Below are 22,516 nucleotides of genomic sequence, written 5' to 3'. Positions count from 1 at the left end.
TACAACTTAAAGACTAAAATAGACGGAAGCTGCGAATGAAGCGGTGCTGCATCAAACCTTTAATTGTATAAAAATTGACATGATGGGATTAATCCTGGAAGCGTTGCAAGCAATGGGACACAATGTCCGCTGGATGTCTTGGAATTTGTTTTTGGCTTTAGTACCGCTGGGCCTGAGTTTTTGGCTGTTTCGCAAACCTCGATCGCGCTGGCTGCTGTGGGGTACGGCCTTTCTCCTGGGCCTTACTTTTTTGCCCAGTACGCGCCATGTTTTGAACTATCTGAAGCACATTGTGCAAGATGTGGGCAAAACTTACGTTTTGGGCGCGATCGCGATTACGCTGGCACTGATGGCTTTAGACATCTGGGTACTGCGGCAGCGCGGAGTTCGCTCTTTCCGCTGGTGGGGCGGTTTTTTCTGGTTTATCGCATTTTTGCCTAATGCGCCCTACGTTTTAACTGATATCATTCACCTGATTGAGCAGATTAAAGAGGGTAACTCGGTGTGGACTGTGACTCTAGCTTTGATCCCGCAGTATCTGGCGTTTATGCTGGTTGGGTTTGGGGCTTACGTGCTGTCGGTGATGAATTTGGGTTACTATTTGAAGCAACAGGGTTGGAGTAAATTTATCCTGGCAACGGAGATAACTATACACGCACTTTCGGCGATCGGCATTTATTTAGGGCGATTTATCCGCTTCAACACTTGGGACATTCTTACTAACCCAGATGCGCTAGTTAACACAGTAATGAACGATTTGATAGGCAAGCGTCCGGTTTTAGTAATGGTTGTAACTTTTGTAGTAATTACTGTTTTGTATTGGGTAATGAAACAAGTAATTTTAGGAATTAGCCAGCGATTTTACAGCAGCAAATTGCAGTCGGAGTTGTCCGGCGAAAGCGCCACTGCTTCTGATCCAATCGATTTGAGATTTTAGATTTGAGATTAAAGGATTGACTCCACAGATGAATCTAAGAGCTTGAACTAAGCTCCCAATTTTTTCTCTCCACCAGTTAACTGGGAAAACAAGTTTCCGTGGGTGGGTGAGAGACATTTTTTCGCTAAACTCCGAAATAAATTAGTGCTGCAGTTTGTCACAAGACTTGATATGTTAGAACAGTCAAAGTAGTTTTGTAAACAGCAAAGATGAATCGATTTGACCGTCAGTTGTGGCAGAGATTTATTGCGATCGCTCAACCTTACTTTTATCCTTTAGAGCCTGGGGGAGGCAGAATCTTTTTAGGATTAGTAGCGCTGTTGTTGATATTTCTCTTCGCTGCGATGTTTGTGTTCGTCAGCGCTGTATGTTTGGGTACTCAAGTCTTATTTCCAGAGGCTTTTAATGGAGTTGCGGCTGGTTTAGCTACTTTAATCAAAGGAATTATCTACTCACCGAAAATTGCGATCGTTGCTTTAATGCTAATCCTCCCGCTAGCTGCTTTTGTCTTTTTTAGAAGCAAGTTGATACCGCGCTGGAAACAGTGGATCATGTTAGCTCTGCTGCTATTTTTGTCGCTGTCTGTTAGCGGAATTAACGTAATCATTAGCTATATTAGTAATTTTTTCACGACAGCGCTGGCTGAAAAAGATCAGATTACTTTTTGGCGGTTTATGTGGGTTTATGCTGGAGTTTTTATTATCGCTACCCCGATAGTTGTTGTTTACGGGTATACGCAAGATAAACTGGGATTATACTGGCGAGAGTGGATGACTGATAGTTTCCTGGGTAGTTATTTTCAAAACCGCGCTTATTACGAAATCAATTCTCAGAAGAAAATCGACAATCCCGACCAGCGGATTGCTGAAGATATCAAATCTTTCACTAGCACAAGTTTAGAGTTTTTGCTGCTGATATTGGGATCAGTTATCGATATTATTTCTTTTACAGGCATTCTGTGGTCGATTTCCAAAGGTCTTTCGATCGGACTAATTATTTACGCTGTCTTTGGCACGACAGTTATGATATTTTTTGGCAAAAAGTTAATCTTTTTGAACTTCAATCAGCTCTCCACAGAGGCTGACTTTCGCTATGGATTGGTTCACATTCGGGACAATGCAGAATCAATTGCTTTTTACCGGGGAGAAGCACAGGAATCGGTTCAGGTAAAACACCGATTTTTAGCAGCAGTTCGGAACTTTAATTTCTTAATTGGTTGGCAGCGGAATCTGGGATATTTTAGAGTTAGCTATAGATATGCAACTTATATTATCCCGTCTTTATTCCTGGCTTCTATCTACTTTGCAGGTGAGATAAGATACGGCGATATTACTCAAGCTGAATTTGCTTTTCGTCAGGTTTCCGAAGCATTTTCTTTGGTGGTATATAGGATTGAAAGCTTGAGTTTTTTTGCAGCGGGCATTAATCGTTTAGCCACGTTTGATGAGGCTCTAAGAGATGAAAAAAGTGCTGTAAAACTAGACTTCAGAACAATCGATACAGTTATAAGTTCGCAATTGACACTGGAACACGTTACTTTAGATACTCCGAAGCAGCAAAAGACTTTGATTAGGGATTTGTCGGTAGCGGTGTCGCCAGGGGAAGGACTGTTAATTGTCGGTCAAAGCGGTGCTGGGAAGAGTTCTTTGCTGCGGGCAATTGCGGGTTTGTGGGACTCGGGAACGGGCCGTTTGGCACGACCGGAATTGGGGGAAATGCTGTTTTTGCCACAGCGTCCTTATATGATTTTGGGTAGTTTGCGATCGCAACTTTTGTATCCCAATACCAGCAGCGAGGTTGATGAGGAAAAATTGCGCCGCGTTTTGGCATCAGTAAATTTAGCAGATTTGCCAGACAGATTGGGCGGTTTTGATGCGGATTTAGATTGGAGTGAGATTTTGTCGCTGGGAGAACAGCAACGTTTAGCTTTTGCTAGGTTGTTATTGACGGAACCTAGATACGCTATTTTGGATGAGGCGACAAGTGCTTTGGATTTGAAGAACGAGCAACATTTATACGAGCAATTGCAAGCCACTAAAACTACGTTTGTGAGTGTCGGCCACCGAGTGAGTTTAGTGAAATATCACCAGCAGGTTTTGGAACTTGTGGGTGATGGGAGTTGGCGGCTGCTTTCTGCCCAAGAATACCGCGCTAGTGCGACAATTTTTGGCTGATACAGCGTTGCTTTCAAAAATTGTAAATTTACCCACCCGGTCTTTGGTTGGCGGTGGGTTGTGGTGCGGTTGGAGATTTATGGTTGGGTGCTATAAATTAAGCGCCGCGCCTCCACTCTACAATAGGTTTTACGGGTAGGGAAATAGCAACACTTAATGTCGCTCAACTCCCCGTTCCTCATACCATCTTAGATTAAAGAATTAAAGAATAGAAGAATTGGGAATGACTGATTGTGTATTGGTTTGGAGCTTGCCTACAGTTGCATTTTTTTTAACTGGTCTCACAATTGATAATTGGGTATAAATATCTAAAACTGCCCAAACAACAAAAAGCAAGCTGAACGTTGGTAGATTCGATTCAATTGCTCGCCCGCGAGAACTCACACAATATAATAGAAGATAGATTTTTTTAGTATAGGCGAGATTCCTACCTTGACTACTCCGATTCCTCAAAACTTTGTGCAAACGATCGCCAAACAGCGCGGCGTCACAGATGCCGAGTTAGAAACTGTGTTTATGGCTCTCGACGGTCAATCTACGGCGACGATCGCCACAAAGCTTGGCATTAGCGACATCGCCGTTCGCAAAAGACTCGGCGAAGTTTACAAAAAGTTTCAGATCGGGGGGAACGGCCCTGGAAAGCTTTCGGAATTGAGGCATCAGTTGCTGTTTTCATACCACACCGATCAGGGAACAAGCGATTTTAGTCGAGGTAAAGGCTCTCTATTGAAGATGGCGAGCCTCTCCGAGGGCTTCGCTAACGGACACCGACAGGAAGATTGGGGCCAAGCACCGGATGTTTCGGTTTTTTACGGACGGACTGAAGAATTAACTACTTTAAAGCAGTGGATTGTATCAGATAATTGTCGCCTGGTAGCGCTGCTGGGTTTGGCTGGTAGCGGCAAAACAACTCTGTCGGTGCAGTTGGCAAAACAGGTACAAAATGAGTTTGATTTTGTGATTTGGCGATCGCTGCGATCGGCACCCGCACCATCCGACTTCCTAGGGAGCTTAATTCAACTTTTTTCTAACCAACAAAAACCCGATGTACCCATCGACCTCAACAGCAAAATTTCGCGCTTGGTCGAGTATCTGCGGAAACACCGCTGTCTGGTAATTTTAGACGATTTTGAAGCGGTTCTCAGACCCGAAGAATTAGCGGGACACTACCGGGAAGGCTACGAAGGATATCGAGATTTAATTGTCCGGCTGTGTGAGGTCAATCACAATAGCTGTTTACTGCTAGTTAGTTCGGAAGAACCTACGGAACTGGCTTTGCTGGCGGGAGAAAAAGTGCGGTCTTTAAAACCTGCTATTTCCGAAGAAATAGCGCGGAAAATTTTCCAAGAAAAAGGTTTGTCGGCTCAACATCGAGAGTTGGAAATCTTGTTGTCCCGGTACGGGGGCAATCTGTTAGCATTAAAGATTGTAGCGACAACAATTAACGAGTTTTTCGAGGGAAATGTTTTAAAGCTTTTGGAAGCAACGGCGTTATTTATTGAAGAACATATCAGCAATTTGCTGGCGCAGCAGTTCGATCGAATGTCGAGTTCCGAACAAGATATTGCCTACTGGATTGCTATTGCTCAAAGCCAGATTTCCCTGGCAAGTTTACGAGAGCAGATGTTGGCCAATTCATCGCTGTCAGATTTGCTAAAAAATCTCGATTCTCTGGGTCGTCGATCGCTGATTGAAAAAATTAGTGAGGGCGGGGAAACTGTTTTTATGCTTCAGCCTTTGATCGTGCAATATGTGACCGACAGATTAGTCGATCGGATTCGAGCGGAGGTTTTGGAGACGGTTAAGACCCAAGGAATAGAAAGAATGCGGCTGTTGAAAACTCACAAATTGAGCATCAACATTCCTAAACGGAAAGGGGATAAAGGCGAACCAAGTAGCTCTATTTTAGCATTATTAAAAAATCGGTTGCAACTGTTGTTTTTGAAGACGACAGGCTCTGAAGAACCGCTAAATATCTTGAATAAAGTTGCCTCTGAACTGGAGGATAAATCGATTCTTGAGGTGGGATATGCTAGGGAGAATCTGGCGCAAATTATTTCAGAAATTCAGCGATAAGAAAAAAGCGATCGCCCTTTGACAAAAGCGATCGCCCAATTTTCAACAAAAACAGAATTCGATAAAATTATTTGACAATGCCAAAAACCGATGCAGATTCAGACCCGGTAATTTTGCCCAAAGTCGGCACTTTTGGAGCTTGGGCAATTTTGGGAACCAAAAATCCCTTCGCATAAATCTCAGGATTGTCTTGAGCGATTTGGATGTAAGATTGGCGGACTTCTGCGTTCACCGCCACAGTCTTCGCGTCGTAGACTTGCATGGCCATGTTGGGATAAAAACCAATGCCGACAATCGGTATCAAAAAGCAAAATGCGATCGCCACTTCCCGAGGTTTAGCATCAATAAACGGTGCATCACCAGGCAAAACGCAACTATTACCAAAACAAACCGCTTCATCCAGATTGTTTCTCTGATTCTGCAAATTTAGATCCTCAAGGTCGCAAGCCGCTAGTGTTCCACAGTTGTAAAATAACTGTCGCAGCATCGAGAGCAAATAAATCGGCGTCAAAATCAGTCCCACAGCAGCCAGGAACACTGTCACCGCCCGGAAAGAACTGCTGTACATATCGCTAGTTGCGACGCCCACAAAAACTGACAATTCGCTAGCAAAACCGCTCATTCCGGGGAGGGCCAAGGATGCCATGGCGCCTGCGGTAAACAAGGCAAACACTTTCGGCATGACTTTCCCAATCTCGCCCATCTCGTCCATGATCATTGTATGGGTGCGATCGTAAGTAACGCCAGCCAGGAAAAACAATACTGAGGCGATTAAACCGTGGGAAATCATTTGCAACAGCGCCCCGTTGATTCCCAAATCCGTGAAGGAAGCAATACCCAACAACACGAATCCCATGTGAGAAATCGACGAATTCGCTAAGCGGCGCTTCATGTTCGACTGGCCGAAGGAATTCAGCGCGCCGTAGATAATATTGACCACGCCGAGCACCGCCATAATCGGTGCAAAGTAAACGTGTGCTTGGGGAAGAAGTTCCAAATTCAGCCGAATCAGTCCGTATCCGCCCATTTTCAGCAATACGCCGGCCAGAATCATCGACACGGGAGAAGATGCTTCACCGTGGGCATCAGGTAGCCAAGTGTGGAAGGGGAAAATCGCCAGTTTCACGCCGAAGGCAATTAACAATCCCGCATAAAGCAGTAATTCTAAACCCAGTGGGTAGTCCTTCAAGCCTAGTTCTACCATGTCGAAGGTGGGGGTGCCTCCGCCGTAGAATGCCATTGCTAAGGCAGCTATCAAAATAAAGATGGAAGCGCCTGCGGTGTAAATCAAGAATTTGGTAGCTGCGTAGCGGCGGTTTTGTCCGCCCCAAATCGAGATTAGCAGGTACACCGGAATTAGTTCTAGTTCCCACACAATGAACAGCAGCATGATGTCTTGGGCGACGAAAACTCCTATTTGTGCGGAGTACATCACCAGCATCAGGAAGTAAAAGAGTCGTGGCTTGCGATCAACTTCCCAGGCTGCAAAGATTGATAGTGTCGTCACCAATCCCGCCAACAATACCAACGGAACTGACAGTCCGTCAACGGAAACAGACCAGTTGAGGCCTAAAGAAGGTATCCAGGGATATTGTTCTACGATTTGGAAACTAGAGATGCTTGGATCGTAATGAGTCCAAAACACCCAGCACATTAATACAAAATCTGCAATGCCTACGCCTAGGGCATACCAGCGAATGGTTTTGCCGTCTGTATCGGGCACAAAAGGGATGGCGAGGGAAGCTAGGAGGGGTAGGATGACAATTGCGGTCAGCCAAGGAAATTGATCCGCTACCATAGTGAGAATAAATACTTAGTTGGAAGTTACCAAAATTATAATACTAAATTTTATTAAAACTTAAGATTTATTCATAAATATTTTTTATATCCAGACAAATGCGGAGAAAAATATCACGAATTGCTACATACGTCAATTGATTTTCGATTTTTGATTTTCGATTCAGGACTTACGCACAACAAAATATAGCGTTTTGTAGGTGCCATCTGGCTGGGATTGAGCGTATTCTGGTAGATGGTTGCGTAAGCCCTGTCTATTAAGGGCGATCGTAAATTAGCTTTCAATCAGCGTTCAATCTGGATCAACTCCCAATTCGCGCAACTTAGCCGCCAATCGTTCAGCCCTTTGCCTTTCCTGGTCAGCCCTTTGACTTTCTTGCTCAGCCCTTTGCCTTTCTTGCTCAGCTTGTTCTGAACTCCACAGCAACAAATTACCTCGATCATCCCACCAACGCAGCCAGTTCATGGTTTGTCCCAACCTTTCCCCCGACCAAATCCCGAGATATAGTTCCAGTTGGGGAATCCACACCCGCCCCTGCTCATTGGCTGAATGTAAAACATACCGCCCATCTTGCAAATAGCGCACTTCTAAAATACCTTCGTAGGGGTCATAAGTGACATAAGTAGGTACTTGAAGAATCTGTTCGTAAAAGTGGAGTTTTCCATAGGGCGGAGTTGCTCTGACCGATAGTTCTCCTCCCTCTGCTTCTGAGAGAAACTCCATCACGATCGCCACATTAGCACCATCAGTATGAGGAGTATAACTACGGCGAATTACCCCCTCTGCTAGAGGATGCACTTGCGGCACATAAAACCAGTCTGGAGCTTTGACGACAATGTTTTTATTGATAGTTGCGACTAGCCCCAAATTAGAGCTAATCAGCATTTCTGACTGAATAAGTCCTGCAGCTCCCAGTGCATCGGTGAGAGCAGCCGCGAGAGAAGGTTGTTGAATATTTTCCACCGGATCGTCGGGTAATACGAAGTTAGCTGGTAGGGGTTCCCAGGTGACGGTTGGTTTGGCTTTGATAGACGGGGCTTCGAGTACCATTGTATTAACCCTCAACCAGCAATTTTTGTGTAAATTTATCTATATTAACTCAAGTTGCGAGTCATTGTAAAAACAAAGAAGGTTGAAAACTGATATAAGTATTCAGAGCGATCTAGATAAAGTCAAAAGCCGATCGCCAAAAGATGCAATTAAAGTACGATCGACTAATTGCGAGATCCATTTTTCCGGTATACCAGATTCTCCGTAAAAAGCCCCCGCCAACTGTCCGTAAACCGCACCAGTTGTATCCGCGTCGTCGCCCAAATTCACAGCCAACAAACAGCCTTCAGCAAAAGAAGAACTGTTGTAAAACGCCCAAAGTGCCGCCTCCAAAGACTTGACAACATAACCAGTACCTTTGATTTCAGGCGGTTGTCGCCGTTTAAAAGAACCCGCCGCAATCTCATCAATCTCTGCTACCAGGGGATTTTCTGCCCAATATCCCGAAATCGGACAATATCTTTCCGAAAGCAACACATCTTTAGCAACTCCATTCACAGCCCCCGCAATTAAAGCACCCAAATAACGGCAAGCATCCACACAAGTAGCAGCAGCGTGAGTAGTTCTCGAACTTTGTCCAGATTTTTCTATGACTTCCAAAGGATTTGTAGCATAAAACAAAGGCACGGGAGCCAAGCGCATAATCGAACCATTTCCAGCAGTCCCAGCATCGGTAGAACCGCAGTAAGGTTTTCTTGTATCTTCAAACTTCCAAAGTGCTTGTTGAACTGTATTGCCAATATCAAAACATTCACCAGTGCTGCTCAAATGTCCCTCTCGCTTCCACCGCAAGTATGTTTCTAACTGATGGACTGGATCGAAACCTTGTTTCTCAATCAAACTTTCAGCCAAACAAAGCGCCATCGAAGTATCGTCCGTCCACTCGCCCGGTTGCAATCGAAACGGGCCGCCGCCAACCATATCGTTAATAGGCGCAAACGTTCCAGGGCGACAGAACTCTAAAGTTGTTCCGAGAGCATCGCCAACTGCTAAACCGAGAAGACTGCCGCGATAACGTTCTATTTGTTGCATAACGTAATTGAAAATTAATAATTAGTAAGCTCTATTGAGTTCAAAATCATTTCTATCTGCATCTTATCTGCGTGTATAACAATCGATGCCCAACTTGTCAACTCTCTTTATCTCTTCTCTTAATTTTCTTTCTCTGTGTCAATAGCGCCCTCTGCGGTTCATTAAAACAAAATATCGTTCACAATCGATACCAAATTTGTGAACTTCTCTCATTCTCTCTTCTGAACTCTTAATTCTCTTTCTCTGCACCCTCTGCGCCCTCTGCGGTTCATTAAAACAAAATCTTGTTCACAAACGAAAGAGAATTGCCCTAGCTGTCGTTAAAAATAAAAAAACAAGACTTTTCCTCCCAAATGCTGAGGCAAAAGACGAGTCAGGCTAATATTGATGTTAACCTGTCCCTACCCGATATCAAACTGTCCCATGACACCCGATGCCTCCGCAGCCGCTGCTGCCGCCCCTCAATCAACACCCGAAGTCAGCTTGGAGCTGCAAGTCCGACTCAAAACCGAAGATGGACAGCTACTGTTGCTACTCCCCCCCGAAACCAATAGCGAACCCGCAACAGCCTCCGCCTCGACTTGGACTGAACTTTGGCAGCAGCTAAAAGTCAGGCTGAATGCAGGAGAACGCTTTTGGCAGCCAAACGCAGAAGTACAATTGATGGGGAGCGATCGACTTTTAGATATCCGCCAACTGCAAGAAATCGCTGATGCCCTCTCCGAAGTGGAACTGCAACTCAAACGAGTCCACACCAGTCGCCGCCAAACTGCCGTTGCTGCTGCTACGGCAGGCTATTGTGTAGAACAGCAGCCTCCGGTTTCTTCCCTGAATAAAGCCGCCGCTGAAAAACCTCAATCGCTGGCGGAACCTTTATATTTGCAGATGACAGTGCGATCGGGCGTAGAAATTCGCCATCCGGGTACCGTCGTACTTTTGGGAGACGTAAATCCAGGCGGATCAGTCATCGCCGGAGGCGATATCCTAGTTTGGGGCCGTTTGCGGGGAGTCGTGCACGCCGGTGCCGGTGGCAATACCAAAAGCGTGATTATGACCTTGCAGATGGAACCGATGGTGATTAGGATTGCTAAGTATGTTGCCAGAGGCCCAGAAACCTCACCCGCTCAGTTTTTCCCGGAAGTCGCCTATGTGACGCCTCAAGGGATTCGGATCGGTAGAGCCTCTGATTTTGACAAATCGCAGTTAGTCGGGGGTAATGAGTAATCGATAATGGGTAATTAGGAATTAGTAATGAGTAATTGGTAATACTCTTTCTCTTTCAGCCTGCACTTGATAATTTTTGCCTAGGCTAAATCAGTCACTAAAAGACGATTTAAAATTTAAGTGCAAATTCATAGAGAATTAGTAAAACAAGGAGAGTTGTGAGTTTATGAAGTAGGGGCAAAGGCTTTCGCCGTGCCACTACGGCGGGGGAGCGATAAGCGGGTGTCCTTCATAAACGTGGAATCTGCTGTTATTCAGTGAATTACAGATTGCTGCCAAATTACCAAAGAATAATTGCTAATTATCAACCAAGAATAATATCAATTACCCATTACCAATTACCCATTACCAATTCCTAATTACCAATTACTAATTCCCAATCACCAATTCCCAATAAATCAAAAATCGCTTATGGCTCGCATTATTGTTGTTACTTCAGGGAAAGGCGGGGTAGGAAAAACTACCTCCACAGCCAATCTCGGCATGGCTTTAGCTAAACGGGGGCGGAACGTTGCCGTAATTGATGCCGATTTCGGTCTCAGAAATTTAGACTTGCTGCTGGGCTTAGAAAATCGGATTGTTTACACGGCATTAGAAGTTCTCGCTGGAGAGTGTCGGTTAGAGCAAGCTTTGGTGAAAGACAAGCGGCAGCCGCGCTTGGTGCTGTTGCCGGCTGCCCAAACTCGGATGAAAGATGCCATCAGCGCCGAGCAAATGAAGCAGCTTGTGGGGATGTTGGGAGCCAAATACGACTATATTTTGATCGACTCTCCTGCTGGAATTGAACAAGGTTTTCAAAATGCGATCGCGCCGGCTCAAGAAGGGATAATTGTCACTACTCCCGAAATCGCTGCTGTCCGCGATGCCGATCGAGTCATCGGCCTGCTGGAAGCCAACAACGTCAAGAAAATCAACCTGATCGTCAACCGGATCAGACCCGCAATGGTGCTGGCAAATGATATGATGTCGGTACAAGACGTGCGGGAAATCCTCGCCATTCCGCTGTTAGGCGTCGTTCCCGACGACGAGCGCGTCATTGTTTCCACCAACCGAGGCGAACCATTAGTATTGTCGGAAACGGCCTCTTTAGCTGGAACTGCCTTCGACAATATTGCCCGCCGCTTAGAAGGCGAAAAAGTTGATTTTCTAGATCTCAATCCCCGTCGGGAAAACTTCTTTACTCGCCTCCGCAAGTTCTTAAATACTAAAATTATGTGATGTGCTCATTGGCGATCGATCTTTAACAGCAGCGACCGCATCACAAAAACTACCCCAAATTTTCCCCCAGTGACAGCAGTTCCCAAAAAGAATGAAACTGTAGACCAGCTCCAAACCAGACGGGAATCAGTGATTCCCCTATCGAAAATCGAAAATCGAAAATCGAAAATGGTATGACCTTTTCTATGCCTAACCCTTGACAAACCCGCCCGACCCATGATATATACACTTCTCGAACGACTTTTCCCGCGCACCCCTGACAACAGCCGCGACGAGGTAAAACGGCGCCTCAAACTGGTTCTAGCCCACGACCGCTCAGAACTCAGCCCAGAAATGGTTGAGTCGATGCGCCGAGAAATTCTAGAGGTGGTATCTCGCTACGTGGAAATCGATACCACCGGGTCTGAGTTCTCGCTGGAGAGCGACCAGCGGGCCACAGCACTAATTGCAAATCTCCCGATCCGGCGAGTCAGGCACGAACATCCACCGGAGAAGGTGTCCCAGAATGTGCCCCCGAATCGATCCGAAAATCGACCCGAATATGTACCGGAGTATGTAGTCGAAATTCTCCCCGACACTATAGAGTGATAGGGATTGAGATTTTATTGTCAGGGAAAGAGTTCGATTCGAGCCGATCGCCATTTAAATTAAACTATAGCAACCGCTTTCCTCGGTTAGAAAATAGACTACAATTAGTCGCCAGTTTTGCCGATCGATCGCGCCGACTTTTGGCTCCAAACTGTACATTTATACCTCCTTCATCAGGTCATCCCAGCGATCGAGTTAAATGGCATGAAGAAAATCGAAGTTGCTCAAGTGTTGGGAATCCGTCGCAACACCATCGACGCCACAAGTCGATGGTATTGCAACACAGGAGACTTCCAAGCGGAGGGCCTTGTGGAAACGCCCTGGTAAGGGTCACTTGCATCACAAAACACGGTCAAGTTCCGAGAGTTTGTCAAAATACACAAGCACAATAACCCAAGCTGAGATTACACAACTGTGGGAGGCAGGGCATGATTGCTTTGTACTCACACCCACAAAATAATTAAGAGTTGTAATCCCTATTGACATCGGCACAGTTAGCTAATATTCTTTTATTTAAGATTAAAAATTCTATAACTATTTCCAGCAAAAACTTAATAAAGTTTTCCAGTCCGCGCCTCCCTCCATAACCACTTCTAATAAAGAGGAAGATTGAATCATGGCCGTATCTCTGACCAAAGGACAACGGGTATCGCTTGAGAAAGTTTCACCCGGTCTCTCAGAAGTATTCATAGGACTGGGATGGGACGTTAAAGCTACAGACACGGGTTCTGACTTTGACCTAGACTCATCATTGTTCCTATTAGGTGCTAATGAAAAATTAATTTCTGACAATCACTTCATTTTTTATAACAATCTCACAAGTCCAGATCCAGACAAATCCGTGCAGCACATGGGAGATAATCTCACGGGGGCCGGCGAGGGGGATGATGAAGTTATCAAAATCAACCTCAAAAAAGTGCCTAATGATGTCCAAAAAATTCTTGTAACTGTAACCATCCATGAAGCACAGCAACGCCGTCAAAATTTTGGTCAGGTGCAAAATGCCTTCGTGCGGATCGTTAATGCCCAAACACAACAGGAAGCTGTTCGCTATGACCTTGTAGAAGATTATTCCATAGAGACAGCACTGATCATGGCTGAACTTTACCGGAAAGACGGTGAGTGGCGTCTCAATGCAGTGGGAGCCGGCTATCAAGGTGGTTTACAAGCATTACTCGATCGCTATAGCTAAAAGGTAAAACACATGGGAATTAACCTACAAAAAGGACAGCGCATCTCGCTTTCCAAAGAAGCGCCAGGGCTAACAAAACTGATCTGCGGATTAGGCTGGGATGTGGCGAAACGCTCCGGTGGAGGTTTGTTTGGGGCTTTTAGCAGTGCTCCAGATTATGACTTGGATGCCTCAGTGATTTGTTTAGATCGAAATGACAAAGTGAATGATATGACCAATATCGTTTATTTTGGCAATCTCTCCCACCGTTCAGGAGCTATTACGCATCTAGGTGATAATCTGACTGGAGCGGGAGAGGGAGATGACGAGCAAATTCTCGTCGATTTATCTCGAATTCCCTCGCAAATTGTTAAACTGGTTTTTACAGTTAACATTTATGATTGCATTGCACGCAAGCAAGACTTCGGACAAGTTCAAAATGCGTTTGTGCGTTTGGTTAATACGTCTAATAATCAAGAACTCGCAAAATATAACCTATCAGGTTCTGAATACAAAGGCATGACGGGGATGCTCATGGCAGAAATCTACAAGCATAATGATGAGTGGAAAATGGCGGCGATCGGTAACGGTGTTAAGGTTAATGGGTTACAGGAACTTGTGAAAACCTATGCTTAACAACTCCTTCGGTACATAGATGCTCCTTACTTCTTGGAATCAGACACAGAATCAATGTCTCTGTACGATCGCCTCGACTTAACCAAACACAATCGCAAGCTAAAACTCCCCCTCTCTCAACGCCTAAACCTGACTAAAACCCCCAAACTCCGCTGTCACGGCTGTCGTTCCCGTATCCAGCCTCAGTGGGAGTTTTGCCCTTCCTGTGGAAAAGTTCTAATTGATAATGATAGCGATTTTCGCCGTTGTATTTGGGTAGATGTATCAGGAATGGATGTCGCACCCGAAAATAAAGAAGCGATCTTTTCCCTACTGATGGACGCCTTCTCCAAACTCTACGGCGCATTTAGAAGCATCAAAGTATTTTTGACCTCTGATTCCCCCGATCCCAAAGAGTGGGGGGAAGACTTTACTCGTGTTTGTATATTCGCTGACAGCCAGCCGGTTGACTATCTCGGCGTGGCTAGCTTCAAGTCGGGAATGGTTACAGATCGGGCGATTATTCGGATTGACCAAGTATTCTATGCTTCCTACAATGCCAGCCTGAGTCTCAATCAACTATCTAACTTAATTGCAAATACCATTGCCCATGAAATAGGGCATACACTAGGACTCGATCATTCTGCACTTCCGACCGATGTCATGCACAATGGACTCGTTCATACTGTTCATAGTTTAATGCCTCCCTCATTTCATGCAGAGCAAATAAACTCAATGAACAATGCTATTCGCAGATATAAAGCCTTGAATAATTGATTGGCTAGAACCATAAAATAGCTGAATTTAGAGATCGAATTCCCCAGGATTAATGCCCACAGCATGGCAAGCTTCTTTGACAACCTTCTTTTCATCTTTGTCAAAATTACCATCGGCACCACCGATAATAATGCCAATTTGGATGACGGCACGACCTTGGTCTAGTTTTTTATTAAGTTTCCCTATCGCTTGGATAGCCTCAATTTTACCAAAATCGAAGTCTTGTGATAGCTTCTCACAATAAAAATCAAATTTTTGCTTCAACTCCGACGCCGGAAAAATTTGGAGTGTTTTATTGGAAATTATTAGAGCCGCCGTTTTTTGTCTTTCCTCGGTATTGATAGTGCCATCAGCAGCCGCAATCAATGCACATATTGCCATTGAGGCATCAGCAAAATCATTATTTTTAAACTTGGAAATATTGGTTTGCAGAGAATCATTGATTTGTGATACGTTCTGCTTTAATTTCTCCCAGAAAGTCATTTTTTATCCTGTTTGGTGAATGAGATATGATGTTTATGACCGGAGCCACAGTAATCTAAGCTGCTCTTAACTTGCCAAGCAATTGCCAGACCCCGTAAGATCCTTAACTTTATCAATTACACTCCTGTAGTGTATCATGGTTCTTGAGGTTTTAGATTAATCAAGTCAATATTCATAACTAATCGCTCTTTCACAGGTTTTTTCGTGGCCTATCTTACTTAATAACTAATCGCTCTTTCCAGAGGATCTTGTAACTGAAGTTCTAAGGGTCGGTCGGAGCGAATTTCTAAACCAGGTAACTCCTGTTTGACTAACATTTTTTCGCCTGTTTCAGCAGTTGCCAACGGCCAGAGTACCCAGCGGCTGCCTAGGGAAAGAGTGCTTAAAGTTGCAGAGTTTTGAGTCAGCCAAATTATCGGCAGTTTCGGCCGATTCTCAACCGCATCTTCCCCAGCATTAACCGCCGCTAAAGTTTCCAAAACTACCCGGTTCCCCGAAACGAGTCCAGTCCCGGCCGTCCAAAGTTTGACGTTTAACAGGCGCTTGCTAGCATAGAAGTAAAGAGACGCAGCTACAGTCACGGCTCGTTCAAATTCTTCTGGCTGCCACGCCGCAGCGCTGTCGAGAGCAATAATAATTTCTTGACCGCCGGCTGCAACTTCTAACTCTCTCACCCGCAGTTCTCCGTAGCGGGCGCTGGTGCGCCAGTGAATCAGGCGGGTGGGGTCTCCGTGGCGGTAAGGTCTCAGGTTGCGGGTGAGGCCTTCGGTAGCAGTTTGCGATCGACTGCGATTGTAAAATTGTGGGCTGTCTTCTTGACCGATGCGATCGATCAAAGGGCAAGTGCTCAACGGCAAAACTTGTGGATACACAACCGCCACCGCTTTGACTGGGCGGCTGCGTCGGCACCAAAACAACCCTAAAGGTGCCGCCGTCCTCAAGTTTACCTCTTGCCACCGATAGACCCCGCGCTGCCGCACTTCTAAATAGTATGTATCCTTGTATATACTGTTAGGCTCTATGACTTCGATCGGGCGGACGACGGGTTCTCCTAATACAAACGGCAAGATGTCTACCACTTGCAACAGAGTCTTAGGTTGGCGGGCGCGATTTTCGATTTCTAGTTCGACGGTGATTTGATCGCCCGCACTCACCGGTTCGATCGGGCGACGACGGACTTCCAAGGAACGGAGCGATTTTCCAGGCAGAACCGCCGCTACTCCCAACAGCGCCAAACCCCCACCGCTGAGCACGTACAGCCACCCAGACATTGTATTAGTCGCCGACCCAAAAAAGAAAACCGTCATCCCCGACAGCAGCCAACCCGCGTAGGCAGGGGTAACAGCACGATTTTCGAGCCAGTCGGCGATTTTGTGACCGATGTTCATAGGAGTTTAAATTGTTAATTACTCGATCGTCCTATCAAGCCTAATTGTAAAATATTCTCAGCATTTAACACCGAATTAGCTGCGAGCGATAAGATTAGAAATCGGGCATTTTTTCGCAATAAATCACATAGACCCACCCAAAAAATGGATACAAGCCCCCGACACTCCGTCAGGGTCGAGTCCCAAATTTTAGACTCTAGTTCCTGCTCCCAGATTAATCTGTGGAGAAAATCTAAAATCTCAAATCTAAAATCTAAAATAGACTGACTGGAGACAAAAAATGAACCCATTAAACAATCGTACACCCCTTCGACCAGAGGCTCAAGCCCGCCGCACACCGCCCCCGCCCCCGCCCTTGGCTGCAACTCCCGCGCCGCCTCCTGCACCAGCGCCGAGTGGGCCCCCCCCGGCCCAGCAGCGGTCTTCTGTTGAGACACCCGTCAGTACGATCGAACAAATGGTCAGAGATGCCCATAGCGTCTCGGCTTCCGACATTCACATTCGAGTCGGCCAAGTACCTCGATTTCGGATTCGTGGCGCGATGCAAGTAGCAACCGCCCACCCCAAAGTAACGCCAGAAATTTTTGAACAGTACCTAGCCGAAATTCTCACCCCCGAACAGCGAAAACAGTTTGCAACTACCAAGGAATTAGATTCAGCAATTTTTTACCCTGGCTTCGTGCGGTGTCGGCTAAACTGTTTTGATTCCCTCAGCGGCGGTGCGATGGTATTGCGGTTGATTAGTTTGGAAATACCTACTATCGATTCCTTGAGGTTGCCAGAAGTATTCAAAAGTATCATTTTGCGATCCCAGGGATTAATATTAGTTACGGGGCCTACAGGTTCGGGGAAATCGACAACCGTAGCTGCGATGATCGACCACCTCAATCAGATGGAGCAAAAGCACGTAGTTACAATTGAAGACCCGATCGAATTCATTCATCCCTCTAAAAAATGCTTGGTCAGCCAGCGGGAAGTCGGCTTGCATACCCATGAGTTTCAGCAGGCTTTGCGGGCCGTATTGCGTGAAGATCCCGATGTAATTCTCATCGGGGAAATGCGCGATCGCGTTACGATCAATACAGCGTTGCAAGCAGCTCAAACAGGTCACTTAGTATTGGGAACTCTCCACACTCGCAGTGCCATTAACGCTATTAACCGATTGTTGAACCTCTACCCGCCCGAGGAACAACAGGCGATGCGGATTCAAATTTGCGATTCTTTAGTAGCGGTAATTGCCCAACTTTTGCTGCCAACAGTTGACAACCGTCGGGTAGCAGTTCACGATATTTTGGTGAATACACCTGCCATGCACGATTACTTGATGAAAGGTGCTGATGATGAAGCTTTCCGATTAATGGAACATGATACTTACGAAGGAATGCAGATTATCAACCAGGGTCTTTACAAACTGGTGCTTGAAGGCAGAGTGACGATCGAAGAAGCGGCCAAAACTTCTCCCGAAGCCAGCGATTTAGACCGTCGCTTGCGAACAGGAGGCTACGATGTTGGGGACGCTCGTGGCTTTGAAGGCAGCAAAAAAGAACGCATTGTTCGCGCCTAGTAGCAGCACACATACAGGGGTAGGCACAGCAGGACTACCCCACCCCTCAAGTAACAAGATTTTTAGCAGACGGAAATATTTGATCGAGGCTTGTGTGCGTATTTTTACTTAAAACTCAACTGTGTTTAGTAACAAAAAATACATTCTAATTAAAGAGTAAAATGCTATAATCAATATCGAGTGTATTGTTAAGTTTTTTAAACGTAGACCCGAGTTTACATAAACTTTAAAATTGCGTGAAAACTCGCAGGTGATTGCAAAGAAATAGTAAAGATATGTTCCGAGTATTGCCAACAATCAGCAATTTAAGTATATAGTTGTAGTGACAAATTTTGGACAGAGAACATTTGGACTTTGCCGATATTTGCCGATGGCAGAAGTAAGCAGGTTAAAAAAGCGCTTAATAAAACTACAAGCAGAGCAGCTCGCGTCTCTTTCCGATTAAGTAGCTTTCAGTCTAAAAACTTCTAAAACCAAGCAGACTTTTAAAGATTCTGTCCCTCGAAAATTTGTTTAACAAGTCGCTTATCGGCAACAGTATTTCTAGAAATTAAAGGAGCCAAAAAAGTGAAGAGTGCATTTAACCAAAGAGAAGTTTTTGAAGGTGCCAGCAAAGCGGAAATAATTGAGCGCATCCAGCAGCTAGTTCCCCCGGGTTCCCCGGAACCGCAAGATCCTGAAATCCTCGCGACCTTAAAAACTCTCACCGCACAGCTAATCGCAGCCTATCAAGCCGACGGACAATTAGAAAGCGAACCTTTTAGCGACGTGCGCGATCGCACTATTCACCTATACGCATCCGCAGTCAGCAGCCAAATCAAAGGAAAAACCATCCTCATCACCGGTGGAGAAGGATGTGTCGGTCGTTTCTTAATCGAAAAACTCCTCGAATTAGGCGCAACTAAAATCATTTCCGCAGACAATGCCCGATGTCAAAACCCCGAAGAAAATCTCCCGCTTTTTAACAGAGAAGGTGCAGTAACTTTCTATGCCGCCGACATTCGCAACCTCGACGCGCTCAAACACATATTTGAGGTAGAAAAACCAGAAATTGTTTTTCACCTAGCAGCCCAGCGCCAACCCGGACTCGCTGAAATCAAAATCCGAGAAACAGTTACAACCAGCCTGTTAGGATGTAAACACGTCATCCAACTCTGCGAAGAATACGGCGTAGAACACTGCATCTTCTCTTCCACAGGCAAAACATCTCGATATTTTACAACCGAAGTTTACGCCGCCTCGAAGAAGTTTGCCGAATGGCAATTTGCCAAAGCAGCTCAAGAAGGAGATGTCACTTACGGGATGGTTCGCTTTACTCATATGTTGGAAAATAGCTTGTTCTGCGAGCAAATGTCCAAAAAAGTAGAGCAAGGTAAAACTGTCAACGTTCACGCTCCCCACCGCTACGTAACTGCTCAAAATCTTTTTGAAGCCGTACATTTATTGCTGAATTCTCTGGTTGTGTCCGTTCCCGGAAAACTGAAATTTGTTGCCGTAAGTAATCTCGGGTGGCCGACAGAAACTTTGGAAGTAGCTCTTTATAAAATTCTTGAATCAGGCAAAAATCTGCCGATTTATTTTCAAGGACTTTTGCCGGGATATGAAGAACCCTTTTTCCTTGGACAATTTGACTGGAAAAAGCCTACAGATATTCACCTCTTAATTAATGTTTTGGAAGATCCTTTTAGAAGTGTTAACGATACAGGCGACATGGTGAGTGTAGAATTAGCTCCTTTTTCTTTGCCCGTATTAGATAAACAAGTGTCGAAGCTGGAAAGCTTAATCATTGATCCAGATTTCCCGGAAGTGCAAATCAAGCACGCTCTTGTCGCAGCGGAAAAAGAAGTGATTGCTTCCTCTTTTGCGTGGAGTACCCCCGAAGAATTGTTGAAGATTTTGCAGTGGGGAATCAATCCCAAGAAATTGCAAGGTTACGGAACGGAAATCGCTGACTATAGCGAGATTATCGAACTCCTCCTGCAAGGAATCTGCGGGCGGCTTAACCAAGAAGTCTTGCACAGTGCTGGAGTTACTGCAGATGAGTTTGATGACTTAGTTGAGAGTCTTTGTACGCTGGATTCTATTCAAGCAGAAGTGGGATATTTGCGATCGGTGTCGCGATATCTCAGAGAATTTGCGCCCCCAGCACAGTTGAGCACCCAAAAATCTGAACCTTTTGCTGTCCGCGATGCAGCGTAGCTTAAAAATAGTTTTTAGTTGGAAGATTGCTTCCTGAGTGCCCACCCACAGGGGATAAATGAGTTATATCAATTCCGGTTGCACGAGCGAAATGATTGTTGACTGTTGACTGTTGACGGGCGGGTCGAAAAACTGAATGATTGAGTGTTAACTGTTGACTCGATTTTATTATTCCGAGGCAACCGGATTTGATGTTAAACATCGACTAAGTGTTTAGTTGATTAAAAATAGAACACTCAGAAACCTGGTTTCTTTTAGAAGCCGGGTTTCTTCAGTCTGGGCTTGTTTGAGGTTTAATTAAAGGGAGTGACTTAACATTTTCAGAATAGACATGATATGATATTATTTGCGACCGCACAACCGCAATCAAATTAATTGGTAGTGAGGACGCTAGTCCTAGTAGTTTTAGGAGGACTTAAGTCCTCACAACAAAGGCGATAACGGTGATTTTTTGCAGGCATGATAGGATGATGATACTTTAGATAGAGTGGCGCTGTGAGTTAACAAAGGTGCAATTAGATTAAATAAACTCAATGAACGCAACCAATAAAATAAAATTAAGGTACTAGAATTGTGGAAATTAATCAGCTACTGTTCCTATTGATTGATGTTGTGCTATTGGCGATCGCCCTGAGCCTTCTAATTCCCGTTGCAGTTCTATTTCTAGAATGCAGTGCAGCTTTCTTGTCCGGCCAGGGCGAGACAGCCGAAACTAAAGCACCCCGCCCCAAAGTAGTAGTTTTAATTCCCGCTTACAACGAAGCAGCAGGAATTGCCGCCACCATCTCCACCATATTGCCGCAGCTAACACCTCAAGACCGCCTGTTAGTGATTGCTGACAACTGCACGGACGCCACGGCAGAAATCGCCCGTAACTGCGGTGCAAGTGCGATCGAGCGCCAAGACACACAACGCAAGGGCAAAGGATACGCACTGGATTTTGGCTTGCAGTCGATCGAATCCGACCCCCCCGAAGTAGTCATCATGGTTGACGCAGACTGCATCTGTCAGCCCGACTCTATAGAAAAATTAGCCCGGGTTGCAGTTGCCGAACAAAGACCGGTGCAAGCAACTTATCTCATGGAACAGCCACCAAATCCTACTCCTAAAGATTCCATTTCTGCTTTAGCATTTCTTGTGAAAAACTTAGTTCGTCCCAGCGGATTAAAAAAGTTAGGATTCCCATCATTACTAACGGGTACTGGCATGGCTTTTCCCTGGTCGATAATTCGATCGGTTTCCTTAGCTAGCAGCAATATTGTTGAAGATATGCAGATGAGTTTGGATTTTGCGATCGCCGGACACCCAACAGTATTCTGCCCCGAAGCAAACGTCACCGGGTGTTTGCCACAGCAGCAGCAAGCAGCTAAAAGTCAAAGAACCAGATGGGAACACGGTCACATACAGACCTTGTTAACTCAAACTCCCCGGCTGACAGCAGCTTCAGTCCAGCAAAAACGTTTTGACTTATTGGCGATCGCCCTCGACTTATCCGTCCCTCCCCTATCGCTTTTAGTCGCTATTTGGCTAGCCACTTTTGCCGCCTCATTACTAGCAGCAACCATCGGAACATCGCCGATTCCTGCGATATTGTTAGCTGTACAAGGACTGCTAATTTTAGTTTCAATTGTCAGCGCTTGGGCAAAATTCGGGCGGGCCGACATTTCCGGTTCAACCCTTTTATCCGTACCTTTTTACATCCTTTGGAAAATCCCTTTGTATCTAGGTTTTATCCTGAAGCGGCAAACTAAATGGGTACGGACAGAACGCGATGTTTAGTATTCGGTAGGGTGCGTCAGCCAGATTCTCGATCAAACTCAAAAATCTCGTTTCTGACGCACCCTACGATGAATAAATCGGTAATTGACATGATATGCTACAATTACACAGCGTAGCTAAATAACAGTTCGCTGCAACTGACAGCAAAAGCAGCGAGAAGAGTTAACCGTGCAACGTAGCGGCTGCGGTTTAGCTAGATAGTTAGATAGCCGTTCTTAGGTGGTGGCAGTTTTGTCCACTGTTGAGTGTTCGAGTCTGTTTAGCTTAACAGTTGGGGTAGTGGAGAGCCTGAGTTTTTGGCTACGGTGCGATCGCCTCCAAGTTCCCGTTCTGCGTTTTTTTCCAGAGTTCCGTGAGAATCGGTCAGGGTGCATCTCACTTTTGCAAATATATGAAAAAAGCGCCAAAATGAAAAAGCTAGTAAAACTGTGAAAAAAGATGAG

General features: G+C 45.4%; 18 protein-coding genes. 12 read left to right on the top strand and 6 right to left on the bottom strand.

The features are described 5' to 3' along the window. Nucleotides 1–79: 79 nt before the first annotated feature. From QUA47_RS10700 to QUA47_RS10690, 3 genes are all read left to right on the top strand, one after another. Entirely contained in the window at nucleotides 80–937 is an 858-nt protein-coding gene (locus tag QUA47_RS10700; protein WP_333430724.1) for a DUF1361 domain-containing protein, read from the top strand. 209 nt (nucleotides 938–1,146) lie between these two features. Further along, the gene (locus QUA47_RS10695) at nucleotides 1,147–3,111 is read left to right on the top strand and encodes an ABC transporter ATP-binding protein/permease (RefSeq protein WP_333430723.1); all 1,965 of its coding nucleotides are present in this window, start codon (nucleotides 1,147–1,149) and stop codon (nucleotides 3,109–3,111) included. Nucleotides 3,112–3,543: 432 nt separating this feature from the next. Continuing rightward, nucleotides 3,544–5,187 (top strand): NB-ARC domain-containing protein, encoded by a 1,644-nt coding sequence (locus tag QUA47_RS10690; protein ID WP_333430722.1) that lies wholly within the window; start codon nucleotides 3,544–3,546, stop codon nucleotides 5,185–5,187. A gap of 67 nt (nucleotides 5,188–5,254) precedes the next feature. Here the strand turns inward: QUA47_RS10690 and QUA47_RS10685 are convergent, their stop codons facing one another. The 3 genes from QUA47_RS10685 to QUA47_RS10675 form a co-directional block, all read right to left on the bottom strand. Continuing rightward, the gene (locus tag QUA47_RS10685; protein WP_333430721.1) at nucleotides 5,255–6,985 is read right to left on the bottom strand and encodes an NAD(P)H-quinone oxidoreductase subunit 4; all 1,731 of its coding nucleotides are present in this window, start codon (nucleotides 6,983–6,985) and stop codon (nucleotides 5,255–5,257) included. 291 nt (nucleotides 6,986–7,276) lie between these two features. Beyond that, on the bottom strand, nucleotides 7,277–8,035 hold the full coding sequence (locus QUA47_RS10680; protein WP_333430720.1) for a Uma2 family endonuclease: 759 nt from the start codon (nucleotides 8,033–8,035) through the stop codon (nucleotides 7,277–7,279). Between the two features lie 102 nt (nucleotides 8,036–8,137). Beyond that, nucleotides 8,138–9,067, bottom strand: a complete 930-nt coding sequence (locus tag QUA47_RS10675; protein ID WP_333430719.1) for an ADP-ribosylglycohydrolase family protein — start codon at nucleotides 9,065–9,067, stop codon at nucleotides 8,138–8,140. A gap of 423 nt (nucleotides 9,068–9,490) precedes the next feature. Here QUA47_RS10675 and minC point away from each other — a divergent pair, with 423 nt between their 5' ends. The 6 genes from minC to QUA47_RS10645 all read left to right on the top strand — a co-directional run bounded on the left by minC (nucleotide 9,491) and on the right by QUA47_RS10645 (nucleotide 14,660). Then, complete coding sequence (minC, locus tag QUA47_RS10670) at nucleotides 9,491–10,291, top strand: septum site-determining protein MinC (RefSeq protein WP_333430718.1); 801 nt, start codon at nucleotides 9,491–9,493, stop codon at nucleotides 10,289–10,291. 411 nt (nucleotides 10,292–10,702) lie between these two features. Further along, the gene (gene minD, locus QUA47_RS10665; protein ID WP_006635273.1) at nucleotides 10,703–11,509 is read left to right on the top strand and encodes a septum site-determining protein MinD; all 807 of its coding nucleotides are present in this window, start codon (nucleotides 10,703–10,705) and stop codon (nucleotides 11,507–11,509) included. A 216-nt stretch (nucleotides 11,510–11,725) separates the two neighbouring features. After that, nucleotides 11,726–12,097: a cell division topological specificity factor MinE gene (minE, locus tag QUA47_RS10660; protein ID WP_333187378.1), complete on the top strand. Its 372-nt coding sequence runs from the start codon at nucleotides 11,726–11,728 to the stop codon at nucleotides 12,095–12,097. A 616-nt stretch (nucleotides 12,098–12,713) separates the two neighbouring features. Further along, nucleotides 12,714–13,289 (top strand): TerD family protein, encoded by a 576-nt coding sequence (locus QUA47_RS10655; RefSeq protein WP_333083448.1) that lies wholly within the window; start codon nucleotides 12,714–12,716, stop codon nucleotides 13,287–13,289. A gap of 12 nt (nucleotides 13,290–13,301) precedes the next feature. Then, entirely contained in the window at nucleotides 13,302–13,904 is a 603-nt protein-coding gene (locus tag QUA47_RS10650) for a TerD family protein (protein WP_333041586.1), read from the top strand. A gap of 54 nt (nucleotides 13,905–13,958) precedes the next feature. Next, entirely contained in the window at nucleotides 13,959–14,660 is a 702-nt protein-coding gene (locus QUA47_RS10645) for a matrixin family metalloprotease (RefSeq protein WP_333430717.1), read from the top strand. Between the two features lie 27 nt (nucleotides 14,661–14,687). On the opposite strand, the gene QUA47_RS10640 is transcribed toward QUA47_RS10645, so the two are convergent. Beyond that, complete coding sequence (locus QUA47_RS10640) at nucleotides 14,688–15,143, bottom strand: TerB family tellurite resistance protein (protein WP_190657273.1); 456 nt, start codon at nucleotides 15,141–15,143, stop codon at nucleotides 14,688–14,690. A 218-nt stretch (nucleotides 15,144–15,361) separates the two neighbouring features. Continuing rightward, nucleotides 15,362–16,531 carry a DUF58 domain-containing protein gene (locus tag QUA47_RS10635; RefSeq protein ID WP_333430716.1) on the bottom strand — a complete coding sequence of 390 codons (1,170 nt, stop codon included), beginning with the start codon at nucleotides 16,529–16,531 and terminating at the stop codon, nucleotides 15,362–15,364. A 280-nt stretch (nucleotides 16,532–16,811) separates the two neighbouring features. Here QUA47_RS10635 and QUA47_RS10630 point away from each other — a divergent pair, with 280 nt between their 5' ends. The 3 genes from QUA47_RS10630 (at nucleotide 16,812) to QUA47_RS10620 (ending at nucleotide 22,073) form a co-directional block, all read left to right on the top strand. Beyond that, a complete protein-coding gene (locus QUA47_RS10630; RefSeq protein WP_333430715.1) occupies nucleotides 16,812–18,095 on the top strand; it encodes a PilT/PilU family type 4a pilus ATPase in 1,284 nt (427 codons plus the stop codon). Between the two features lie 567 nt (nucleotides 18,096–18,662). Next, nucleotides 18,663–20,294: a polysaccharide biosynthesis protein gene (locus QUA47_RS10625; RefSeq protein ID WP_333430714.1), complete on the top strand. Its 1,632-nt coding sequence runs from the start codon at nucleotides 18,663–18,665 to the stop codon at nucleotides 20,292–20,294. A gap of 573 nt (nucleotides 20,295–20,867) precedes the next feature. Beyond that, on the top strand, nucleotides 20,868–22,073 hold the full coding sequence (locus QUA47_RS10620) for a glycosyltransferase (protein WP_333430713.1): 1,206 nt from the start codon (nucleotides 20,868–20,870) through the stop codon (nucleotides 22,071–22,073). A gap of 259 nt (nucleotides 22,074–22,332) precedes the next feature. Here QUA47_RS10620 and QUA47_RS10615 read toward each other — a convergent pair. Continuing rightward, nucleotides 22,333–22,516: hypothetical protein (locus QUA47_RS10615; protein WP_333430712.1), on the bottom strand; the 184-nt coding region annotated here is incomplete at its 5' end.

Source organism: Microcoleus sp. MON2_D5, assembly GCF_036701905.1.
Classification (GTDB): Bacteria; Cyanobacteriota; Cyanobacteriia; order Cyanobacteriales; family Microcoleaceae; genus Microcoleus.
This window is presented reverse-complemented; position numbering and strand designations above follow the sequence as displayed.